At 64.1% G+C, this 18,253-nt stretch carries 20 protein-coding genes; all 20 read right to left on the bottom strand.

Annotated features, from left to right (window positions below; translation table 11 throughout):
• Nucleotides 1-88: 88 nt before the first annotated feature.
• Complete coding sequence (locus tag SO156_RS05570) at nt 89-544, bottom strand: hypothetical protein (RefSeq protein ID WP_458148869.1); 456 nt, start codon at nt 542-544, stop codon at nt 89-91.
• Nucleotides 541-1,035: a flagellar biosynthesis protein FlgN gene (locus SO156_RS05565; RefSeq protein WP_458148870.1), complete on the bottom strand. Its 495-nt coding sequence runs from the start codon at nt 1,033-1,035 to the stop codon at nt 541-543. The genes SO156_RS05570 and SO156_RS05565 overlap by 4 nt, the downstream gene beginning before the upstream one ends.
• A 38-nt stretch (nt 1,036-1,073) precedes the next feature.
• Nucleotides 1,074-1,559, bottom strand: coding sequence for a rod-binding protein (locus tag SO156_RS05560; RefSeq protein ID WP_458148871.1), 486 nt, complete (start codon nt 1,557-1,559; stop codon nt 1,074-1,076).
• Nucleotides 1,560-1,572: 13 nt separating this feature from the next.
• Nucleotides 1,573-1,977 carry a hypothetical protein gene (locus SO156_RS05555; RefSeq protein WP_498534109.1) on the bottom strand — a complete coding sequence of 135 codons (405 nt, stop codon included), beginning with the start codon at nt 1,975-1,977 and terminating at the stop codon, nt 1,573-1,575.
• A gap of 3 nt (nt 1,978-1,980) precedes the next feature.
• The gene (gene fliR / locus SO156_RS05550) at nt 1,981-2,733 is read right to left on the bottom strand and encodes a flagellar biosynthesis protein FliR (protein WP_498534108.1); all 753 of its coding nucleotides are present in this window, start codon (nt 2,731-2,733) and stop codon (nt 1,981-1,983) included.
• Complete coding sequence (gene flhA / locus SO156_RS05545; RefSeq protein ID WP_458148874.1) at nt 2,730-4,811, bottom strand: flagellar biosynthesis protein FlhA; 2,082 nt, start codon at nt 4,809-4,811, stop codon at nt 2,730-2,732. Before flhA ends, fliR begins: the two co-directional genes overlap by 4 nt.
• Nucleotides 4,812-4,889: 78 nt before the next feature.
• A complete protein-coding gene (fliQ, locus tag SO156_RS05540; RefSeq protein WP_498534107.1) occupies nt 4,890-5,156 on the bottom strand; it encodes a flagellar biosynthesis protein FliQ in 267 nt (88 codons plus the stop codon).
• Between the two features lie 3 nt (nt 5,157-5,159).
• Nucleotides 5,160-5,576 carry a flagellar hook assembly protein FlgD gene (gene flgD, locus SO156_RS05535; protein WP_498534106.1) on the bottom strand — a complete coding sequence of 139 codons (417 nt, stop codon included), beginning with the start codon at nt 5,574-5,576 and terminating at the stop codon, nt 5,160-5,162.
• Between the two features lie 14 nt (nt 5,577-5,590).
• A complete protein-coding gene (flbT, locus tag SO156_RS05530; RefSeq protein ID WP_498534105.1) occupies nt 5,591-6,001 on the bottom strand; it encodes a flagellar biosynthesis repressor FlbT in 411 nt (136 codons plus the stop codon).
• The gene (gene flaF, locus SO156_RS05525; protein ID WP_498534104.1) at nt 6,001-6,345 is read right to left on the bottom strand and encodes a flagellar biosynthesis regulator FlaF; all 345 of its coding nucleotides are present in this window, start codon (nt 6,343-6,345) and stop codon (nt 6,001-6,003) included. Before flaF ends, flbT begins: the two co-directional genes overlap by 1 nt.
• A 55-nt stretch (nt 6,346-6,400) precedes the next feature.
• Nucleotides 6,401-7,447, bottom strand: a complete 1,047-nt coding sequence (locus SO156_RS05520) for a flagellar hook-associated family protein (RefSeq protein WP_458148879.1) — start codon at nt 7,445-7,447, stop codon at nt 6,401-6,403.
• A gap of 2 nt (nt 7,448-7,449) precedes the next feature.
• Complete coding sequence (gene flgK / locus SO156_RS05515) at nt 7,450-8,925, bottom strand: flagellar hook-associated protein FlgK (protein ID WP_498534103.1); 1,476 nt, start codon at nt 8,923-8,925, stop codon at nt 7,450-7,452.
• Between the two features lie 34 nt (nt 8,926-8,959).
• Nucleotides 8,960-10,192: a flagellar hook protein FlgE gene (locus tag SO156_RS05510; protein ID WP_498534102.1), complete on the bottom strand. Its 1,233-nt coding sequence runs from the start codon at nt 10,190-10,192 to the stop codon at nt 8,960-8,962.
• A 104-nt stretch (nt 10,193-10,296) separates the two neighbouring features.
• Nucleotides 10,297-10,878 carry a lytic transglycosylase domain-containing protein gene (locus SO156_RS05505; RefSeq protein WP_458148882.1) on the bottom strand — a complete coding sequence of 194 codons (582 nt, stop codon included), beginning with the start codon at nt 10,876-10,878 and terminating at the stop codon, nt 10,297-10,299.
• The gene (locus SO156_RS05500) at nt 10,829-12,172 is read right to left on the bottom strand and encodes a flagellar hook-length control protein FliK (protein WP_498534101.1); all 1,344 of its coding nucleotides are present in this window, start codon (nt 12,170-12,172) and stop codon (nt 10,829-10,831) included. The genes SO156_RS05505 and SO156_RS05500 overlap by 50 nt, the downstream gene beginning before the upstream one ends.
• Entirely contained in the window at nt 12,169-13,347 is a 1,179-nt protein-coding gene (locus SO156_RS05495; RefSeq protein WP_458148884.1) for a chemotaxis protein, read from the bottom strand. Before SO156_RS05495 ends, SO156_RS05500 begins: the two co-directional genes overlap by 4 nt.
• Nucleotides 13,344-14,669, bottom strand: coding sequence for a MotB family protein (locus tag SO156_RS05490; protein ID WP_498534100.1), 1,326 nt, complete (start codon nt 14,667-14,669; stop codon nt 13,344-13,346). The genes SO156_RS05495 and SO156_RS05490 overlap by 4 nt, the downstream gene beginning before the upstream one ends.
• 6 nt (nt 14,670-14,675) lie before the next feature.
• Entirely contained in the window at nt 14,676-15,344 is a 669-nt protein-coding gene (locus SO156_RS05485) for a hypothetical protein (protein WP_498534099.1), read from the bottom strand.
• Nucleotides 15,341-16,966: a flagellar basal-body MS-ring/collar protein FliF gene (gene fliF, locus SO156_RS05480; RefSeq protein WP_498534098.1), complete on the bottom strand. Its 1,626-nt coding sequence runs from the start codon at nt 16,964-16,966 to the stop codon at nt 15,341-15,343. The genes SO156_RS05485 and fliF overlap by 4 nt, the downstream gene beginning before the upstream one ends.
• A 306-nt stretch (nt 16,967-17,272) precedes the next feature.
• Nucleotides 17,273-18,187 (bottom strand): flagellin N-terminal helical domain-containing protein, encoded by a 915-nt coding sequence (locus SO156_RS05475; protein WP_498534097.1) that lies wholly within the window; start codon nt 18,185-18,187, stop codon nt 17,273-17,275.
• Nucleotides 18,188-18,253: the final 66 nt, after the last annotated feature.

The raw sequence follows: 18,253 nt of genomic DNA, 5'->3' as shown, positions 1-18,253 counted from the left end.
CACGGTCCCTGCGCTCAGGTCGCGCAGGCACCGTGTGCCTGACCCGCAATCTCCGTCATTGCAAGCAGGAGAGACGCGCTCTTTCCAACTACGGCTTGGGCTGGAATTCCTCGCGCGAGACGTAGTTGAAATCCTCGACCAGGACGTCCTGAATGACGTCGGCCTGCATACGCTCGTTGACGCGCTGCTTGACGGCGGCCGTCAGGATGGACAGGTCGTAGCGGGCAAGCTTCCTGAAATCCAGGCGATCGTCCGCGTAGATCCTGCGGAAGGCTTCATCGACGACGAACGGATCCGGCGGAACGGTGAGCTGATGCATCGTCCGCGCCTCGACCGTGTAGACGAACCGCGCGACGATGTAGCCCTGCACGCTGCCGTTCTCGATCATCGGCACGCTGAGCGCCCGCGTCTTCTGGTACTGGAGGCCGTCGAGATATTCGTCCTTGTGGATCAGGCCGCCGTTCTCCTTCCAATAGGCGACGGCGTAGCTTCCGCCCGCGGTGAGGATGCAGACCCAAAGTCCAGTCAGGATCAACCTGATCATTTGCCCTCCTGCGAGGTCCTGCCGCTATAGGTGCCGTCCGACTCGGCCTCCCTGATCGCGCGCACGATAATCTCGGCCACCTCGCGCACCGCGTCATAGTGCATCTCGAGGACCGCGCGGTTCTTCTCGAGCTTCCGCCGCAGGTTCTGGATTTCGTCGGTCACCTCAGCCTCAGCGCCGAGGTGGAGCTGCGCGCGCATCAGGCGAACGAATTCGAGCATGCTGCGGCTCTTGCGCGCGCTGAAATCATCGAAGTCGATCTTCTTGCCCGTCTGGAGTGCCAATGTTTCCTCCTCGATGACGCTCTCGAGCCGCCGGATCGCCGCGAGCAGGCCACGCACCTCGTCGGACCTGGAGGGATCGGCCGGCAGGGGCGCGGGCTCGGCTCGCACATCCGGCACATGCACGGGTAACGCCGCTGCGCCCGGGCCTCCGGTCTCCGTGTCCCACTGCTCCGCCGCCATGCTCGTTGCGCCTTCTTCCGCCTGCATCTCAAGTCACCTCCCAGCTCGTCTCAAACCCGTCCGGATCATCCGGCTTCTCCCGACTTCCCATCCGCAGCTGCCGGATGCGCCGATGCAAGCTGCCTCGCAATGCCGATCCCTTTGCCTTGCGCGAGCTGGTTGCCGAGCTGCTCCGCCAGCATCGAGCGCCAGATGCCGCCAGCAGTGCCCTTGCCGAACAGGTCCTGCGCGTTCTGCGGCAACATCGTTTCGACGAAGACCTGAAGAACGAAGGCCTCGAACTTGCGGTAGACATCGCCCGAGGACGGCGCCTTGATCACCCGCACCGGTGCTGCCGCATTCGAGGAGTCGAGCGAAGCCTCCGGCGTCTTTGCCGCCACCTGATCGCCGGCACTACTCGCCGCCCTGGTGGCCTCGGTTTCCATCGTGGCAGCAAAGTCGGCATCGGACGACTTCAGCGCGTCGAGCTTCGCAGCGGCCGCACGCTGCGTTACCGGGTCGGCAGCCTCCAGGACGTCGAAGACCACGTCGGGTGTCGGTGTCACGATCATGCATCGGCTCCGGCTAGCTGTTTATGGACGTCCAGTCGCGCACACCGGAGTGCGCGCCGGCGATCTCCTCGAGGATGCGCTTCTCCGCCTCGCGTTGCTTGCCCGCGATCACGTTTCTTGCGACCTGCTCGAGGTGTTTCACGCGTCGGCTTTGCGCATGGACCTGGCCAAGCTGCTTCTCGGCTTCGGCCTGGACCGCGCGGGCGCCGACGCTGGTTGCCGCAAGTCGCCGCGAGATCGAATAGCTCGACGAGCCGGCCGGCAACTCCGCGCCGTTGAGGGTGCCGACCAGATAGACCTCCTCGTCCTGCAAATGCTGCTCCCGCTGTCTGAGCTGCTCGAGCTGCCACTCGGAGAGTCGCAGCTGCAGCTTCATCAGCGAGACCATGCGCGTGAGCCTTTCCGCACGTAACGTCATCGATCATTCCGCCAGAAACGACGTCACGCCGATCATGAACTGCGTCAGGAGCTCATCGCTGGTCAGATAGAGCAGCAAGAGTCCGCCGAGCATGACGAACGGCACCGAGATGAAATAGACCGGGATGGACGGCGTCAGCTTGTTGACGAGGCCGACGGCCAGATTGACGATGACGGAATAGACGATGAACGGGCTGGTGATCCGTAGCGTCAGCACGAAGGCTTCGGAGAGACGATTGAGGAGCTGCGAAAGCGCAACATCGCCGCCGAGCCTGTCGCCGGGATGCCAGACGTCGTAGGAATTCATGAGCCCTCGCAACACCTGCCAGTGCTGGTCGGTCATGAAGAACAGGGTGGTCACGGCTGCCATGATCAGCGGGACCAGCGCCGGCGCCGGATCGGTATCGCCGACCGGCGTTCCCGGAATGTTGGAGAGCCCGATCGCGCCCGCCATCGCGGTCGCCATGGTCTGAAGCGCGAGGAAGAACACGCGCCCGGCGATGCCGATGATACTGCCGGTGAACAATTCCGAACCGATCAGCGAGGCCAGCGCGAGCGGCTGCGCGTCGGTCAGCAGCGGCTTGAGCGTCGCGACCAGGATCGGCGCCAGCGCAAAGGTCGTGACGATCGCGACGAACAGGCGGATCTGAACGGGAATGTTGACGCTGGAAAATCCGGGCACCAGCATCAGGCAGGCGCCGATGCGACAGAACACGATGAAGGTGGCGAGAACGCTGTCCGCAAGGCCGCTGATCACGACACCGCTCCAAGCGCCCTGATCTCGGCACTGCGCGCCACCTCGACATGCGACAGGATCGGCAGGGTCGGAAACACCCGCTCCAGAATCATGCGGACATAGGGGCGGGCTTCCGGGGTCACCGCCAGCACGACGCTCGTGCCCTTCTCGGTGATCTTTCTGACGGCGGCGCTCGCCTCGTTCGCGAATTGCTCGATCAGGCGTGGATCCGCATCGAACTCGACCACGTCGCCTTTGGCGTCGCGCTTCAGGCTCTGGTGAAAAGCGAGGTCCCAGCGATTGCCGAGACGCAGCACGTTGAGCACGCCGTTGTCGGAGAGATCGCCGCAGATCTGCTGGGCAAGCCGCATCCGCACATGCTCGGCAACCTGTTCCGAGCGGCGCACATGCGGCGCGATCTCGGCGATCGCCTCGAGGATGAGATGGAGGTTCCTGATCGAGACGCGCTCGGCCAGGAGGATTTTCAGGATCGCCAGCAGCCCGGAATAGGAGATCTGCGACGGACAGAGATCCTCGATCAGGCGCTTGTATTCAGGATCGAGCCGGTCGAGCAGGCCGCGCATGTCCTTGTACGACAGGAGCTGGGCGAGGTTTGCCCTGATGACCTCGCTCAGATGCGTGAGCAGCACCGACAAATTGTCGACAGGCTTGCAGCCCTGCCGCTTGACTTCTTCGGTGAAGGCCTCCGTCACCCACAGCGCCTTCATGCCGAAGGCCGGCTCGATCACCTCGTCTCCGGGCACGTCGGGCTTGCCATCCTTGTCCACCAGCACCATCACCTCGCCGAGCCGCAGCTCGCCATGGGCGATCCGCGTGTCGTGGATGCGGATCTGATAGCCCTTGGGCTCGATCGACAGGTTGTCGGTAAGCTTGATCTCCGGGATCACGAAGCCGTACTGTTTGGCGAACTTCTTGCGGATCTTGGCGACGCGATGGGCGAGCTCGCTGCGCGAGCCGAGCAGGTGAACCGAGAGCTGGCTTCCCAGCGAGAGTTCGATCTCCGCCGTCTTCAGTGATTCCTTGACGGATTCCTTGGCCTCGGCCTGGGCCCGCTCGTCGGCCTTGCGCGCCTCCTCCTTGCGCTGCTCGGCCGCCTGGCGCTTGGGCAGAGAATATCCGACGAAAGCCATAACCCCGCCAAGCAATACGAACGGCGCCAGCGGCAAACCGGGCATGACTGCGAGAACGAACATCATCAGCGCGGCTGCGGAGACGGCGCGCGGATAGCCACCGAGCTGCCGCAGCACGGCCTGCTCCGCCGAGCCCCTGGTGCCGCCCTTGGAGACCAGGAGGCCCGCCGACAGCGAGACGATCAGAGCCGGCATCTGCGACACCAGGCCGTCGCCGACGGACAGCTTGGTGTAGACGTCGGCGGCGCGCGCGAGCGTCAGGCCGTGATGGGTGACGCCGATGACGATTCCGCCGAAGATGTTGATCGCAGTGATGATCAGGCCCGCGATGGCGTCGCCCCGCACGAATTTCGAGGCACCGTCCATCGCACCGAAGAATGCGCTCTCCTCCTCGAGCTCGCGGCGCCGGCGCTGCGCTTCCTTGTCGTCGATCAGGCCCGCAGACAAATCGGCGTCGATCGCCATCTGCTTGCCGGGAATGGCGTCCAGGGTGAAACGGGCACCGACCTCGGCGATGCGGGTCGCGCCCTTGGTGATCACGACGAAGTTCACCGTGACCAGGATCGCGAAGATGATCAGGCCGATGACGAAATCGCCGCCCATGACGAACTTGGAGAAGCCGGCGACGACGTAGCCGGCGGCCTGCTCGCCCTCCCCGCCCCGCGACAGGATCAGGCGGGTGGTCGCGATGTTGAGCGCCAGCCGCAGGATCGTCGCGATCAGGAGTACGGTCGGGAAGGCCGAGAAGTCGAGCGGCCGCTGGATCCATAGCGCAACCATCAGGATCAGCGCCGAGAGCGCGATCGAGACCGCAAGGCCGAGATCGATCAGCATCGGCGGGATCGGCAGGAACAGGATCGTGAGCATGACCACGATGCCGCCTGCGAAGAACACGTCCGCGCCAAGTCGTCGCGGGGTCGGCAGGCTCGCAGTCAACGTATCGGCCATAGGTCACCGGCAGGAGAATTCTGCCGTGCAATCTGCCGCGCAAAGCTTACGCGAGGATGGCGGCGGCGCGCCGCCGGATCAGAATCCGTGCTCGATCCGCGAGAACACCATCTCGGTGAAGGTGGAGAGATGCGCCCCGATGAAGGATCCGGAGACGGCCACGACGAGCAGGATGACGATGATCTTCGGAACGAAGGTCAGCGTCACCTCCTGAATCTGGGTCAGGGCCTGGATGAGAGCGATGATCGTGCCGACCAGCATCGCCGCGCCGACCGCCGGCCCCGAGGCAACGATGATCGTCCAGATCGCCTGCTGGACGATGTCGAGGGCGTCCCTCTCGTTCATGGCCTAGCTGACGGTGAGCCCGGCGCCGACCGGGATCCGCGTGCCGTCCTCGAACGTGGCGACGGCGCCGTCGGTATTGATGGAGACCGAGGCGATCTTGCCGCTGACCGTCGTTCCACTGCTGTCGGTATAGCTCGCCGTGTGCCCGATCAGCCCGTCGGCCTGCGACAGCGCCGAGGAGGAGAGCAGTGAGTCGAGCTTCGAATTGGTCTGCACGGCCTGCTCCACCGTCGAGAACTGCGCGAACTGGCTCATATATTGCGAGGTATCCATCGGACTGGTCGGGTCCTGGTTCTTCATCTCGGCGACGAGGAGCTGGAGGAACGTGTTGTAGTCGACGGTATTGGTCGCCGTGTTCGTGGTGGATCCGGTCGAGGTCGACTGCGTGCTGGTCGTGTCGGTCGCGCTGGTGACGTTCATGTATCTCTCCGCTGTCAGGCCACCTCGAAGGGGACGTTGGTCGCAGGGCCGGCCAGGATCGCCTGCTCCACCGGGAACAGCGCCCGTATCCGCTTCAAGGCCTCGTAGTACCGGCTTGCTCCGACCATTTCGTCGGTCGCCGCGAGGCCCTCCAGCATCTGCTGGTTCTCGCAGACCGCTTGCAGGGCGGCGTGGTGCCGCCCGTAGAGTGCCGCGGCATCGGCGGTGTCGGTCGGGTTCATCAGCATGTGCTGGACGATGAAATAGAGCTGGCGCAGCGCCGTCGTGGCGTCAGCCGCCTGCATGACCTGGCCTTCCAGAAGGAACATCACGTCATTGACGAGCTCGAGCGAGACCTTACGGTCCACCCGCAGCACCGCCCCATTGACGTAGATCCGCTCGCCCGCCCGCAAGGATATCTTCATCAGAGCGCGTCTCGGATGACGCGGTTGATCTCGACGAGCTGCCCCACGTCGTTCGATTTCTCCGTGCGCAGGCGGTCGGACTCCTTGATGACCCACAGGCCGATCGAGATGATGTCGGCACGAAGCTGCTCGGGCAAGCCGTTCTCCGGATGCGAGAGATCCTCGATGAAGATCGCCCACAGGCGGCGGACATAGAGCAGCGTTTCGACCAGGTCCTCGGCGCTGAACAGGCCCTTGCCGAGCCGCTCGAGCCGGTCGATGCCGAGCGTCAAGGCCATTCGCTCGCGGCCCCGCGCCTCCAGGCTGCTGTCTTCCACGACCGTTTCATAAGCTTCAAAAGTCATCTGGATCACTCTGCGCAGAAAGCCGAACGACAGGGCAGAAGGCCGACATTCCGGCTCAGAGATAGTTGATGAGGCTGATCTTCTGCATCCGCGAGGTGAGCGCGAGTGCCGTCTCGATCTGGTTCTGCAATGTGTTGACGCGGACCGAGGCTTCAGTCGGGTCGACCTTCTCCATGCCGACGATCTGATTGTTCAGAATGTCCTGCTGCGTCTTGAGCTTGTCGGTTGCGGAGGTGATCCGCTGCTGGACTGTGCCGACGCTGCCGCCGAGTGCAGCGAGATCAGTGATGGCGCTACCCACGAGGCCGATGGCCTTGTCCACGACGGTCTGGAACGTCGTTTGGTTCAGGTTCACATTCCCGAGATCGGCCATCATGGTGTAGGCCTCGGCGAGCTTGCGAAAGCCTGTCTGGTTGGCGCTAACGGACGTATCGGCGATCTCGGTCGTGGAGATACGGCTTTGCATGGTCTGGTCGGTGGCCGATGACCAGTTGGTGTTCCAGGCCGGACTCGCGAACTCGGCATCGAAGGTGGTGTCGAGGAAGCTCTGCATTTGAGCCGGGGTGATGCTGCTCACGCTGGCCGAGGATTGCGAGAAGCCGAAGGTCGAAAGGAAATCGGAGTCGACTCGGTTCTTGCTGGCCGAGCCGGCGGCGTAAGCCGTGATCGGCGCGTTCTGCGTGTTGATGCCCGAGAACAGATACGAGCCGTTATAGGAGACGTTCAGCGCGCCGATCAGATCCTGGAGGTTGGAGGCCGCGGGCGGCAGGACGATCCGCCCGCCGCCGTCGGTGCTGCGGGCCGCGATCAGGTCCTTGAGGAAATCCGTTGCGGTCGAGCTGAGCTGGGTGATGCGGTCCTGGGTCACGTCCAGGCGTCCCGAGACGAGGCCATTGGTATCGACGAGCTGATCGGCGAAGCTCATGTCCGCCCGCAGGCCGACGTCGCTTCCCGTCGTGGCACCGAGCTCGAGGCCGACATCGGCGAAGCGGCCGGTGGTCGCCTCCTCCGACGCCTTGCTCAGCGCAGCCTGGTTGTTCGTGATCGAATACCTCAATGACGAGGACAACATCAGGGTGGAAATGTAGTTGGCGCTCATCATGACTAATTCCCCACGGCGGCTAGCAAGGCCTGCAACATGTCGTCGACGGTCGAAATGATCTTTGACGACGCCGAATAGGTGCGCTCGACCTGGAGCATCAACGACATCTCGTCGTCCACGTTGACGCCGTTGACGTTCGACAACGCTGACGTACTGCGGTCGAGCAACGTGCTCTGGTATTGAGAGTTGTCGTTGGCGGTCTTGCGCTGGTTTTCGATCCAGCTCGTCGACGACGACGCGAAGTCGATCAGGCTGCCGTTCGGCTTGCCTTGCGTGGTCGCATCGAACGGCTGCGACACATCCATGTTGCCGGTGAGCTGCTGAAGCCGGGTCGAGTAGCCGGCGTTGCCGGCAGTGTTGTATTGGTAGGCGGCGTTGCCGCTGATCGCACCATCGCGCAGCAGATTTGGGTTGCCGCCCTGGGCCGGATCGACCGATGCCGCAACCGAGATCGTACCGGCAAGGCCCACCGAGACAGTGGCGCTCGCCGGCATCGCCGGGGCGCCGGGGTAGGTGAAGAGACCGGGAACGTCGGGCAGCGCCGCGCCCGATTGGTCGCTTTCCTTGAAAGCATTGATCAGGCCACGGGCAATCTCGTCGAGCTGGCTCTGATAGGTGACCGTGTCGGTGTCCCGCAATTGGGCGAGACCGGCGAGCTTGCCGGACTTGAGCGGCATCACCGAATTGGTGCCGGTCACCGGGATGCCGTCGATGTAAACGGCGTTGCCCGTGGTGCTCGCCGCATAGGCGCCGGTCGGGGTAAAGCTCACCGTTCGCGCCGTCTTGTCGAACAGCACCCCACCGTTGTCGGTGTAGAGCGCGGCATCGCCGTTGGTGCGGATCGACATCGTGACGCCGACCTCCTGGGATAGCTTCGAGACGATGCTGTCGCGCTGGTCGAGATAGTCGGTCACATCGTCGCCGGCGATCGTTCCCTTCACGATCGCCGTATTGACGGTCTGGAACTGGGAGAGCAACTGATTGATGTTCTGGACCGAAATATTCATGTCAGAATCCGCGCCCTCGCGGACCGACTGAACGGTCTGGGTTGCCTGATTGAGCGCGGTCGCCATGTCCTTGGCGGACGTGACGGCAGCCTGAGCCAGCGTGGTGTTGTCCGGAGCGTTGGCATATTGCTGAAGCGCCTGCTTCAGCGCATTGAGCTGCGCCGTCGGCGACTGGTCGAGCTCCGGATCGTCCACCGTGGCAGATGCGATCTTCTGAAGACCATCATAGATCGCGCTTTGCTTGGCGGCCGCGGAGGTAGCGGTCAGGACGTTGCTGTACAGGCCCGAGGAGGCGGCGCGCTGGATCGCCGCCACATAGACGCCGGTTCCGGGAAGGTTGTCCAGCACGGTGAGCTTGCGCGAATAGCCGGTCGAACTGGCGCCGGCGATGTTGCGCGAAATGACCGACGACTGGATGCCCGACGCCATGAGCGAAGAGCGGGCGGACTCGAGAGCGGCGGTAAGGTTCATGATTTGCTCTTGCCGGGGAGGAGCGCTGAGCCAATCAGCGCTTCAGGTTGACGACGACGTCCAGCAAGTCGGCGCCGGTCTGGAACGATTTCGAGTTCGCGGTGAACCCGCGCTGTGCCTCGATCATCGAGGTCAGCTCGTTCGCGAGATCGACGTTCGAGTCTTCGAGGGCGCCGGACTGGATGGTGCCGAGCCCAGCCCTCCCGGCATTCGTGACCTGCGCGTTGCCGGAATCCATGTTGGTTGAGTAGACATTGCCCGGCTCGGGCGTGAGATTGTCGGGGCTCGCGACGTCGGCGAGCGCGATCGTGTACAGCGTCAACTGCTGCCCATTTTTGAGGGTGGCGGTCACGTGCCCTGCGGTGTCGACATTGACCGTGTCGATGTTTGAGGGAACGCTGCCGTTGACTGTCGCCTTGAAGCTGAAGTCCGTGCCGACCTGCGTCATGTTCGACAGGTCCAGGGTCACGGTCGCGCCGTTGGTAACCGGGATCGCAAGGGTCTTGGCGCTCGCTGCGGCCAACGCACCCGCTCCGGCCGTTGTCGTGTCGAAGGTATAAGTGCCGGTGGCGCCGAGCGCGGCACCCGTCGTCGAATCATAGGCCTGGATCTGCCAGGTGTCTGAGCCGGTAGCCGTCGCGGTGTGGGACATATAGAGATCGACCGTAACGGCCTGGCCGATATTGTCGTAGGCCACAATCGAACTCTTCGATGAATATGAGGTCGGACCGGGAGGACCGGCAATAACGGTCGCACTCGGATCCAGATTGCCTGTTGTCAGCGTCCCCGTCGTCGAAGCCACCGGCACTTGCGATACCTGGGCGATATTCACGATCTGCAATCCAGCCAAGGTGTTTTGCGAGATGGTGTCCTGGAGGCCTTGCTTGCCGAGCAGATAGTAGCCGGCAGCGTTGACCAGATTGCCCTGGCTATCCGGCACGAACGATCCGGCTCGCGTCAGGTACTGCTGCGTGTTGTTGGCGTTCGACACCACGAAAAAGCCGTTGCCTTGAACGGCGAGATCCGTCTTCGAGGTCGTGAACTGGGTATTGCCGGCATCGGTGATGGCATAGCGGACGTCGGTCTCGACCGCGCCGGAGTCGTAATTGCCCGAGCCGCTCTTCAGGATCAGGGAGGAGAATTCCGTCGAAGCCCGCTTGTAGCCCGTCGTGTTGACGTTCGCGATGTTGTCCGAAACTGTCGACAGCTTGTTGGACTGTGCAGACATCCCGGAAACGCCGGTGCGCATAATACCATACAGGCTCATGAATTGGGCTCCTTTGGCAGGTTGCGGTTACAATGGGGGTTCTTGCTTGCGCGGGGCTGATGATGAGGAACCGTGCACAACTTCATTTTCGTTGCGTTGGTGCTTCACGTCGTCTTGGGCTGACAGAACGAACGCGCTTTGTCGGTCCACGCGCCGAAGCCGCTCGAGACGAGATGAGCGACGATGTGGCAGACGTAGCGCTTCTGCGCGGGCTGGTTGTTTGGGCCCGCATTGTAGCGCGCAACCGCCATGGTCCAGCTTCCCTCGCGCTGCTTCAGCTCTTTCAAGAAGCGCGCGGCATAGTCGACGTTCTTGGCGGGATCGAACATCGCCCGCACCGACGCGAACTTGTCGCCATGATAGTAATGGTTGATCTGCATGCAGCCGAGATCGATCAGCTTGATGCCCCTCTGGCGCATCGCTTCGAAATTCGCGATCGCATCCTCGAGGTCCTTGGCGAACACGGTCTGGCCTTCGGCGCCGAGCGCGTAAGGATAGAGCGCACCACGGCGGCCGGTTTCGGTGAGACCGACCGCATAGAGGATACCGAGCGGAATGCCGTGCACTTGCGCCGCGCGTGCCATCTCGCGCTCACAAGAGCGCGTGCTGTCCGCGCCCGCTGCTGCGGCGATCGGACTAAAGATAGACAGGGCCGCGACGAGTGCGCTGGGCCACGTCCTGCTCATGACGCGTCTCCTGGTTGGGCTGTTGCTCGTCCCTCGCCTGCCTCGCTCCGCCATCGGACTGGCCGGACGATGCGTTCGAGCCGTCGAACGCTCCTTGCGCGTTCTGCGATTGTGGCTGGCCGGAGAGCGAGGGCTGTGGCTGGCCTGAGCCTGCCTGAAATCCATCGAGCGCGCCGTGCTGGACCGGCGCGACCTCGGCAACGTAGCCCGCCGACTGCATGAGATCGCGGATCGAGTCGCGCTGCTGGTCCAGCATCTGGCTCGTATCCTTGCGCTCCGCCGCTAGGTGGACGGACACTTCGGTGCCGACGAGACGAAGGCGTACGGTGACGTTGCCGAGCGCCGGCGGCTCGAGATTAATTGTCAGAATCTTGAGTGGCTGATCCGACGTATTGCTCTGGGCGCCCACGAGATCGGCCGCGGCGGATGCGGCCGGCGCGGGCGAGCTCTTCAACTCCGATACCACTGCGTTTGCGACCTGCTGGGTTGGGCTGAACTGCGCCACCGGAGGCAGATGCGTTTCCTGCTGAACAACCGTGACCTTGGTCGTTTCCGGCAAGGCGTCGCGCCCCGCGGACTTTGCAGCGCGCTCGACATTCGCCGCGACGGCTTCGAAGCCGGGTGTGGCGGGCACCGCTTTCGGTTGAACTTCGCTTCCCTGGAGCATCGCCTGCTCGGTCGCCGCTGCCTGTGCGCCCGCAACCGGTTGGGGGCGTGCTCCGGATGCATCGGCAGCGGAACGAGCGACAATCGATGGCGCGGCGACGGAGCGAGCGACATCTGCCGTCGCCACGCTTGCCCCGCCCGTGCTCTGAACCTCACGCTTCGCTGCGGAAGACCGCTCGTCCCGGACCGATGCCTCCTTCTTGTCGCTCGACGGCTGCGGCGTCTGTACCGTCACGACTGGCGCGGCGGAGAGCTCCTGCCCCACGATCGCCGGCAGGCACAATCCGTTCGCGACGTCCGCCTTCGCGGATTGATCGAGCGGCTCCTGCTTGTTCGACGGCTTGGTTTCCTCGGTGCGCTCGTGCACCGGCTCATCCTTCGGCGTGTCGCGCTCGGTCAGCTTTGCCAGGCGCGGGCGCACCGGAGCAGCCTTCGCGGTCGTATCGGTACTCTGATCATCCAACGCCCGCTTGGCCATGTTCGAGACGGTGTGGAGCAGGTCGTGAAACGAGGAACCGTCGGCAGTTTTCGTGCCGGTAGTTGCCGTGCCCTTCGCCGAACGGGATAGCGCGAGAGTTTCGGCGAGACCTTCGAAGAGCTGTCCGGAGGTTCCGCTAAGCTTGGTCATGGGCGGCGGTCCTTGGTCAGAAGCTCCAGTTCCTCGAGCTGCTTTTGCGCCCGCGCAAGGGTCGCGGCCGATGACGCCAGGTCCAGCCGCGCCGGCGTGGGCGGCGGCTTGTCGGCGGACGGCGCGCCGGAGATCGGCTTGCGGAGGTCGAGCGCGAGCTGGATGTTTGCATTGAGAAGAGACGCCTCGGGCTGCGGCAGCCTCGACCTGTCGACCGCCTTCAGTTCAGTGAGGCCGCCTTCATAGTCGTCGGTCAGCACGCGGGCGCTTCCCCGAAACAGATGCGCCCGCTCGCGATCCGCGCTCCCATCGGCGCTCAGCGACAGCGCCTGCTCGCCTGTAAGCCGCACCACGGCAAGCCGCCCGCGGACCAGCGCGCTTTTGGCGATCACGAGATAGAGCTTGAGACGGTTCCCGCGGTCGATCTGGTCCAGCAGTGCCGCGATCCGCGAAAAGCGGTGCTCGTCGAGCGCGAGGCTCGAACGCGTCAAGGCCGACGAAAACCGCTGCCAGAAATCCCCGGCATAGACGGACTTGCGATAGTGCCGGATATAGGCCTGCGTCAGGAACTCGAACTTGTCGAAATCCTCCGCCTGCCCGACCAGCGGAATCTCACGCCGCAGCGCCGCCTCTTCCACCAGCGTGCCCGGCAGAAGCAGCCGCGCATCGTCCAGCCGCTCGATCGCGACCGACGCATCGGAGCTTGCGAGCAGTGCGCCCTGCACCAGTGCGACCTGTCCGCTCATGCTCGAGGGGATCGTGCGCGGCTTGACATCCTTCAAAAGCTCGCGCGCTTCGTCCTGGCGGCCCTCGACATAGGCGAGCGCGCCATTGAACAGCCGCTCATCGACATTGATCCGCTCGCGCGGAAGCTTGCGCACGATCTGTGGCGCACCGCCACTGAGCATGTAGACCACGATGGCCTGGCCGTTCTGCGGGTTGCTCCACACGCCTGGATCGGCGGCAAGGAATTTTTCGCCGACCTGCCGGATCAGCGCGAGATGACCGCTTTGCGCGGCGGCATCGCCGCTGGCGATGCCGTCCTGCACGGCCTGCAACGAGCGGACCAGCGCATACGGTTCTTCCGGCGAGGGCGGCGACTCCGGCGCTGCGGCGAGCGCCCTCGCCGCAGCGAACGGCAGCAAAAGCAACGCGAAAGCTCTCGGACCGATCACGGGTGCTTCTCCCGGATCAGAATCTCGATCCGGCGGTTTTGCGCCGCGGCCGGATCGTTAGACAACTTCGGACGGCGATCCGCGTAACCCTCGACATGCTCGATCCGCTGCGCGTCCACGCCGGCACGGACCAGCATGTAATAGGCCATCTGCGCACGCGCAGTCGAAAGCCGCCAATTGTCGTAGGTGTCCGACCGGTATGGCCGGCTGTCGGTGTGGCCGCGGACGATGATCGTGCCAGGACGCTTGGTCAGCAGCGGTCCGATCTTGTCGATGACGCGGATCAGTTCGGGACGCGGCTCTGCGGAGCCGACCGCGAACATGCCAAAACTCGCATCGTCGGTGAGGCTGACGAGCAGTCCTTCCTCGACCTGGCGCACCTCCGCGACCGGCCCGGCGCCTGCCTTGATGTCCGAGAGCGCGTCGGTGATCGCGGCTTGCAGCTGCTTGGCGGTCGGTTGCTGTGTCTGCGCAGCATCGCGCGGATCATTGCCCTTCTGGGCTTCCAGCGGACGCGACTGACTCGCAGCGTTGGCCTGCGAATTCGGTTGAGGGGTGGATTGAACCTTGCCGTCGAGAGCGGCTGACGATGACGCCGGACTGGGCGGCAACAGAGGCGACGTGGCTGCGGACGTGGCCTGCGCGTCGGCAGCGACGCTGCCGCCGGCATCATCAGCCTTGCCGCGACGCGTCGGCTGCTGCTCGCCTTGATCCGCGCTGGCCGAACTTGCGCGCGCTGCCGGGCTGGGGCTGGGTTCAGTCTCGCTCGCTCGCCCGTCCTTTGCCGGTTGCGGGGCGAACTTCCAGAAGCCGGGATCGAATGGGTCACGATAGGCCTCGCCGCCCTTCAGGCCCTCTTCCTCCGCGGAGGCGAGCGCCCCGACGCGCCGCTGTCCCGCCGCCTGGCTCGAACCGGCCGCGATCTCCGCGAGCGTCGCGTAAGGGTCGCGAAACAGCACCTTCTCCTCGTAGAACGGCGGCTTCTCGGCCGTGGGCGAATCGCCGCGACGCTCCTCGCTCGGGCCCGCCGGCTTGCGCTTGCCCTCCTGCCCCTCGGACGCCGCGGGGTCCTTCTTGGCGGGATCCTTCAGCCCCTTCGGCGCCGGCGCGTTCTCTGCGAGCTCGATCGGATTGAAGTAGCTCGCCACGATCTGGCGCTGGTCCTGATTGAGCGCGTTGAGCAGCCACATCACAAGGAAGAACGCCATCATCGCGGTCATGAAGTCCGCATAGGCGATCTTCCAGACACCACCTTTCGCCGGCGCATCGTCGAACGCGCTGCGGCGGCGGATGATCACGAGCTCGGGTTGGACGTCGCTCATGGCGGATTACCGTCGCGCGTCCTTCAGACGCTCGATCCACGGCGAGATCTGCGTCTCGATCACGGTCTGGTCGGCGACGACGCGGATTTCGAAGCTGTCGGCAACCTGATAATCGATGCCGGTCCGCCGCGCCTTGTCGAGCTGCGCCTTGACCAGCTCGAGCAGATCGCTCGGCCCCGTGATATTGAACACCGGCACCGGCGACTGACAGGTCAACGCCGATATCTGCTCGACCAGGGCCGCAACGGCCTTGTCACGGACCGCATCGGCGAGGAAGGGTTGCAGGATGCGGGCAACCGAGCTTGCGACGTTGGTTTCGATCTCGCGGCAAGCGGCGGTGAAGCCGTTCACGATCGCAACCGCCTGCTGATCAGACCATTTGGCTCGCTCCTCGCCGAGCCTGATCGCGCCGCGCACGCGCTCTTCCGCCAGCTTGGCATCGCCTTCCGCGACGCCCGCGGCGTAACCGCGCCGATAGGCATCGTCCAGGAGATTGACCGGCGGGGTCTCAACCTTCGGCACGGCCGGTTGAGGCTGAGAGTGAAGCTGAGGCGGCGGCTCTCGCCTGACCTCCTTCGGCTTTGCCACCGGCTCCGGCAGCTTCGGTTTCTCGGCCGGCCTCGCCCTTCCGTTGGCGTCGAACTGCGTGAGCAGCTTTCCGATTGCCGCGTTCATGCCGCTTCCTCCCGACGCATCCAATCTTTGAGGATCGCAGCCGCCTGCGCCTGATCGAGCCGCACGATCTGCTCAAGCCGCTTCTGCGGCGTGCGCTGCATCTTGCCTTCGAGGTCTTCGACCAGGTTGAGCTCAGCCTCCTCGTTCTCCGGCAACGCCAGCGATGCGGCCTCGAACTGGGCGGCCGCCTCCGCGGTCTCGACCTGCTCCTGCTGTGCGCGATGAGTGAGGATGCCGTTGACCGCCGGACGAAGGCCGAACCAGACCAGCATCGCGGCGACGGCCAGGATCGTGACCGCGTTGATGAAGCTTCCCATCTGCCGGTTCAACATCTCGACGAAGCCGATCGGCGGCACCGGCACCAGCTCGCGCGAGCCCTCGACGAAGTCGACGGCCGTCACCTGGATCTGGTCGCCGCGCTGCTTGTCCAGTCCACCGGCGGTGGCCGCGAGCTGGCTGATCTCCGCGATCTTGCTGTCGACGATGGCCTGATTGGTCTTGTCACCGAGATCGGCGACCAGCCGCGCGCGGTTGATCAAGACCGCAATGAAGAGCTTTTTCACGGAATAGCCGTCGCTAACCGTCGTCGTCGTCTTGGACGACACCTCGAAATTGGTGACGTCCTCGCGGCGATTTTTCTCCTCGTTGGAATTCTTGGTGCCGCCGGCATTGACCTGCTGGTCCGGCAAGTTCTGTTGCACAGTGGTCGGCGTCGAGCGATCCGCGTTCTGCGACGTCTCCTTCTCACGGACGTTCCGCACCGAGCGTTCGGCGCGCGCCTCCGGATCATAGACGGTCTCGTTGATCTGCCGCTTGTCCGTCGAAAGCTGCGGCGCCACGCTAACCTCGAAATTGTCGAGGCCAAGATAAGGCGTCAGCGCCTTCCGGATGTTCTCTTGCACCATCTGGCCGACCATCTTCTGGAGGCTCGCCGCTCGGGTCGGCGCCGCGCTCGCCTCATCCTCCTCGGCGAGCAGCATCGAACCGTCGGCATCCAGCACCGTCACCTTGTCGCGCGTCATGCCGGGAATGGCGGCGGCGACGAGATGGCGGATCGATTGTGCGGTGCGCGCCTCGATCGCGCCGTCGGTGCGCAGCACGACGGAGGCGGACGGAGGCTGCTGCGTGGCGCGGAACGAGCCGCGCACGGGAAGGACGATGTGAACCCGCGCCGCCTTCACACCTTTCATCAGCTGAACGGTGCGCGCGATTTCGCCTTCGAGTGCGCGGAGCTTGGTGACCTCCTGCATGAAGGAGGTCAGACCCAGCGAACCGATCTTGTCGAACAGCTCGTATCCGGAGTTGGCGCTGGTCGGCAGCCCCTTCTCGGCCAGCAGCATGCGCGCCTGCATGGTCTGGCTCGGGCGGACCGAAATGGCGTCACCCGCCGCATTGACGTCGAAGGCAATGTTCTGCTCGCGCAGCGCGGCGCCGATCCGCGTCACATCCTCGCGAGTCAGGCCGGTGTAGAGGGTTTCGAATTCGGGCCGGCTCAGATAGTAGGCGCCGCCCACGACGGTGACGAGAACGGCAAAGCCGATCAGCCCCAATGCCATCAGGCGCCGCGGGCCAAGCTCCAGCAGATTGTTGAGCAGCTGCTGCACCTGCGCGCGACTGAGCATATGACCTCGTACCAATGCGAACGCAAAGGACACTCCGCTGCCAACCTTGTCTGAAGGTTGCGCGAGGATACGAATGTGTCGGTTCGCAGGCGAGGCGTTGCAATTTTACAAGAATCTTGGTCGACGCAATCAGTTCAGGCGCAACAAGCGGGCGCGCGGGCGCAGGGCAGCGCGATCGGCTGCGGCGTGCTGGATGAAGTCTGGTGTCAGGAGGTCGATTGCGGGCACGTCTCGTGCCGCCACATCCGCTGATCACGGCGTGGACCGTGCTCCCAGAGGGAGCACGGTCGTTTTCGAAAGCGCCGCTTAGCCGCCGCGGAACAGCGACAGGATGCTCTGGCTGTTCTGGTTGGCGATCGAGAGCGCCTGAACGCCGAGCTGCTGCTGGGTCTGGAGCGCCTGGAGGCGGGTCGATTCCGCGTTCATGTCGGCGTCGACGAGCTGGCCGACACCACGGTCAACCGAGTCCATCAAGGTCTTCACGAAATCCGTGTTGGTCGAGATGCGGTTCTTGACGGCACCGAGATTGGCAGCGGCCGAGCTCACCGAGTTGATTGAAGCAGTGACCTGCGCGATATAGCCATCGAGCGTGGTCTGGTCGGCCGTCGAATCGGTCAGCGCGGAGATGTTGATCGTGTCGACCGACGCACCGCCGCTCACCGTGTCCAGGATGCCGGTCTGGGTGCTGGTATAGAGCGCGTAGTTGGCGGTCGTCACGGCGATGGAACCGATGGTGGGCGTGCCGCCGACACGCGAGTACGACGACACGAGATTGAAGGTCGTCGGTGTGGTCGCGGTCGTGCTCAGCCAGTTGATTCCGTTGAAGGTCGCCGAGTTGGCCTTGAGCTTCATATCCTGCTGGATCTGGGTGATGTCCGACTGGATCTTGGTGCGGTCGATGCCGGCGGTCTTGGCTTCGACCAGCAGCGACTGGAGCTTGGTCAGGCCGGAGTTGCTGTCGCCGATAACCGAGGTCAGAGCGGTATATTCGGTGTCGACGGTCGCAGCCGACAGACCGAGCGAGTCGGAGACCGCGGAGAGCGCGGCATTGTCGGAGCGCATCGAGGTCGCAATCGACCAATAGGCCGAGTTGTCGGAGGCCGTCGAGACGCGCTGGCCGGTCGAGATCCGGTTTTCGGTCGTCTGCAGGCTGGCGCTGACAGACCGGAGGGTCTGGAGCGCGGTCATTGCGGAGGAGTTGGTGAGGAGACTAGAACCCATTTTTGATGTCCCTTTGAAGATTGAATTGAGCTTGGGGACATACCGGGCTTGCACCGGTACGACGGG

The sequence above is a fragment of the Bradyrhizobium sp. UFLA05-125 genome (assembly GCF_059803515.1).
Note: the sequence above shows the minus strand (reverse complement) of the source record. Positions and strands in the feature narration are given on the sequence as shown.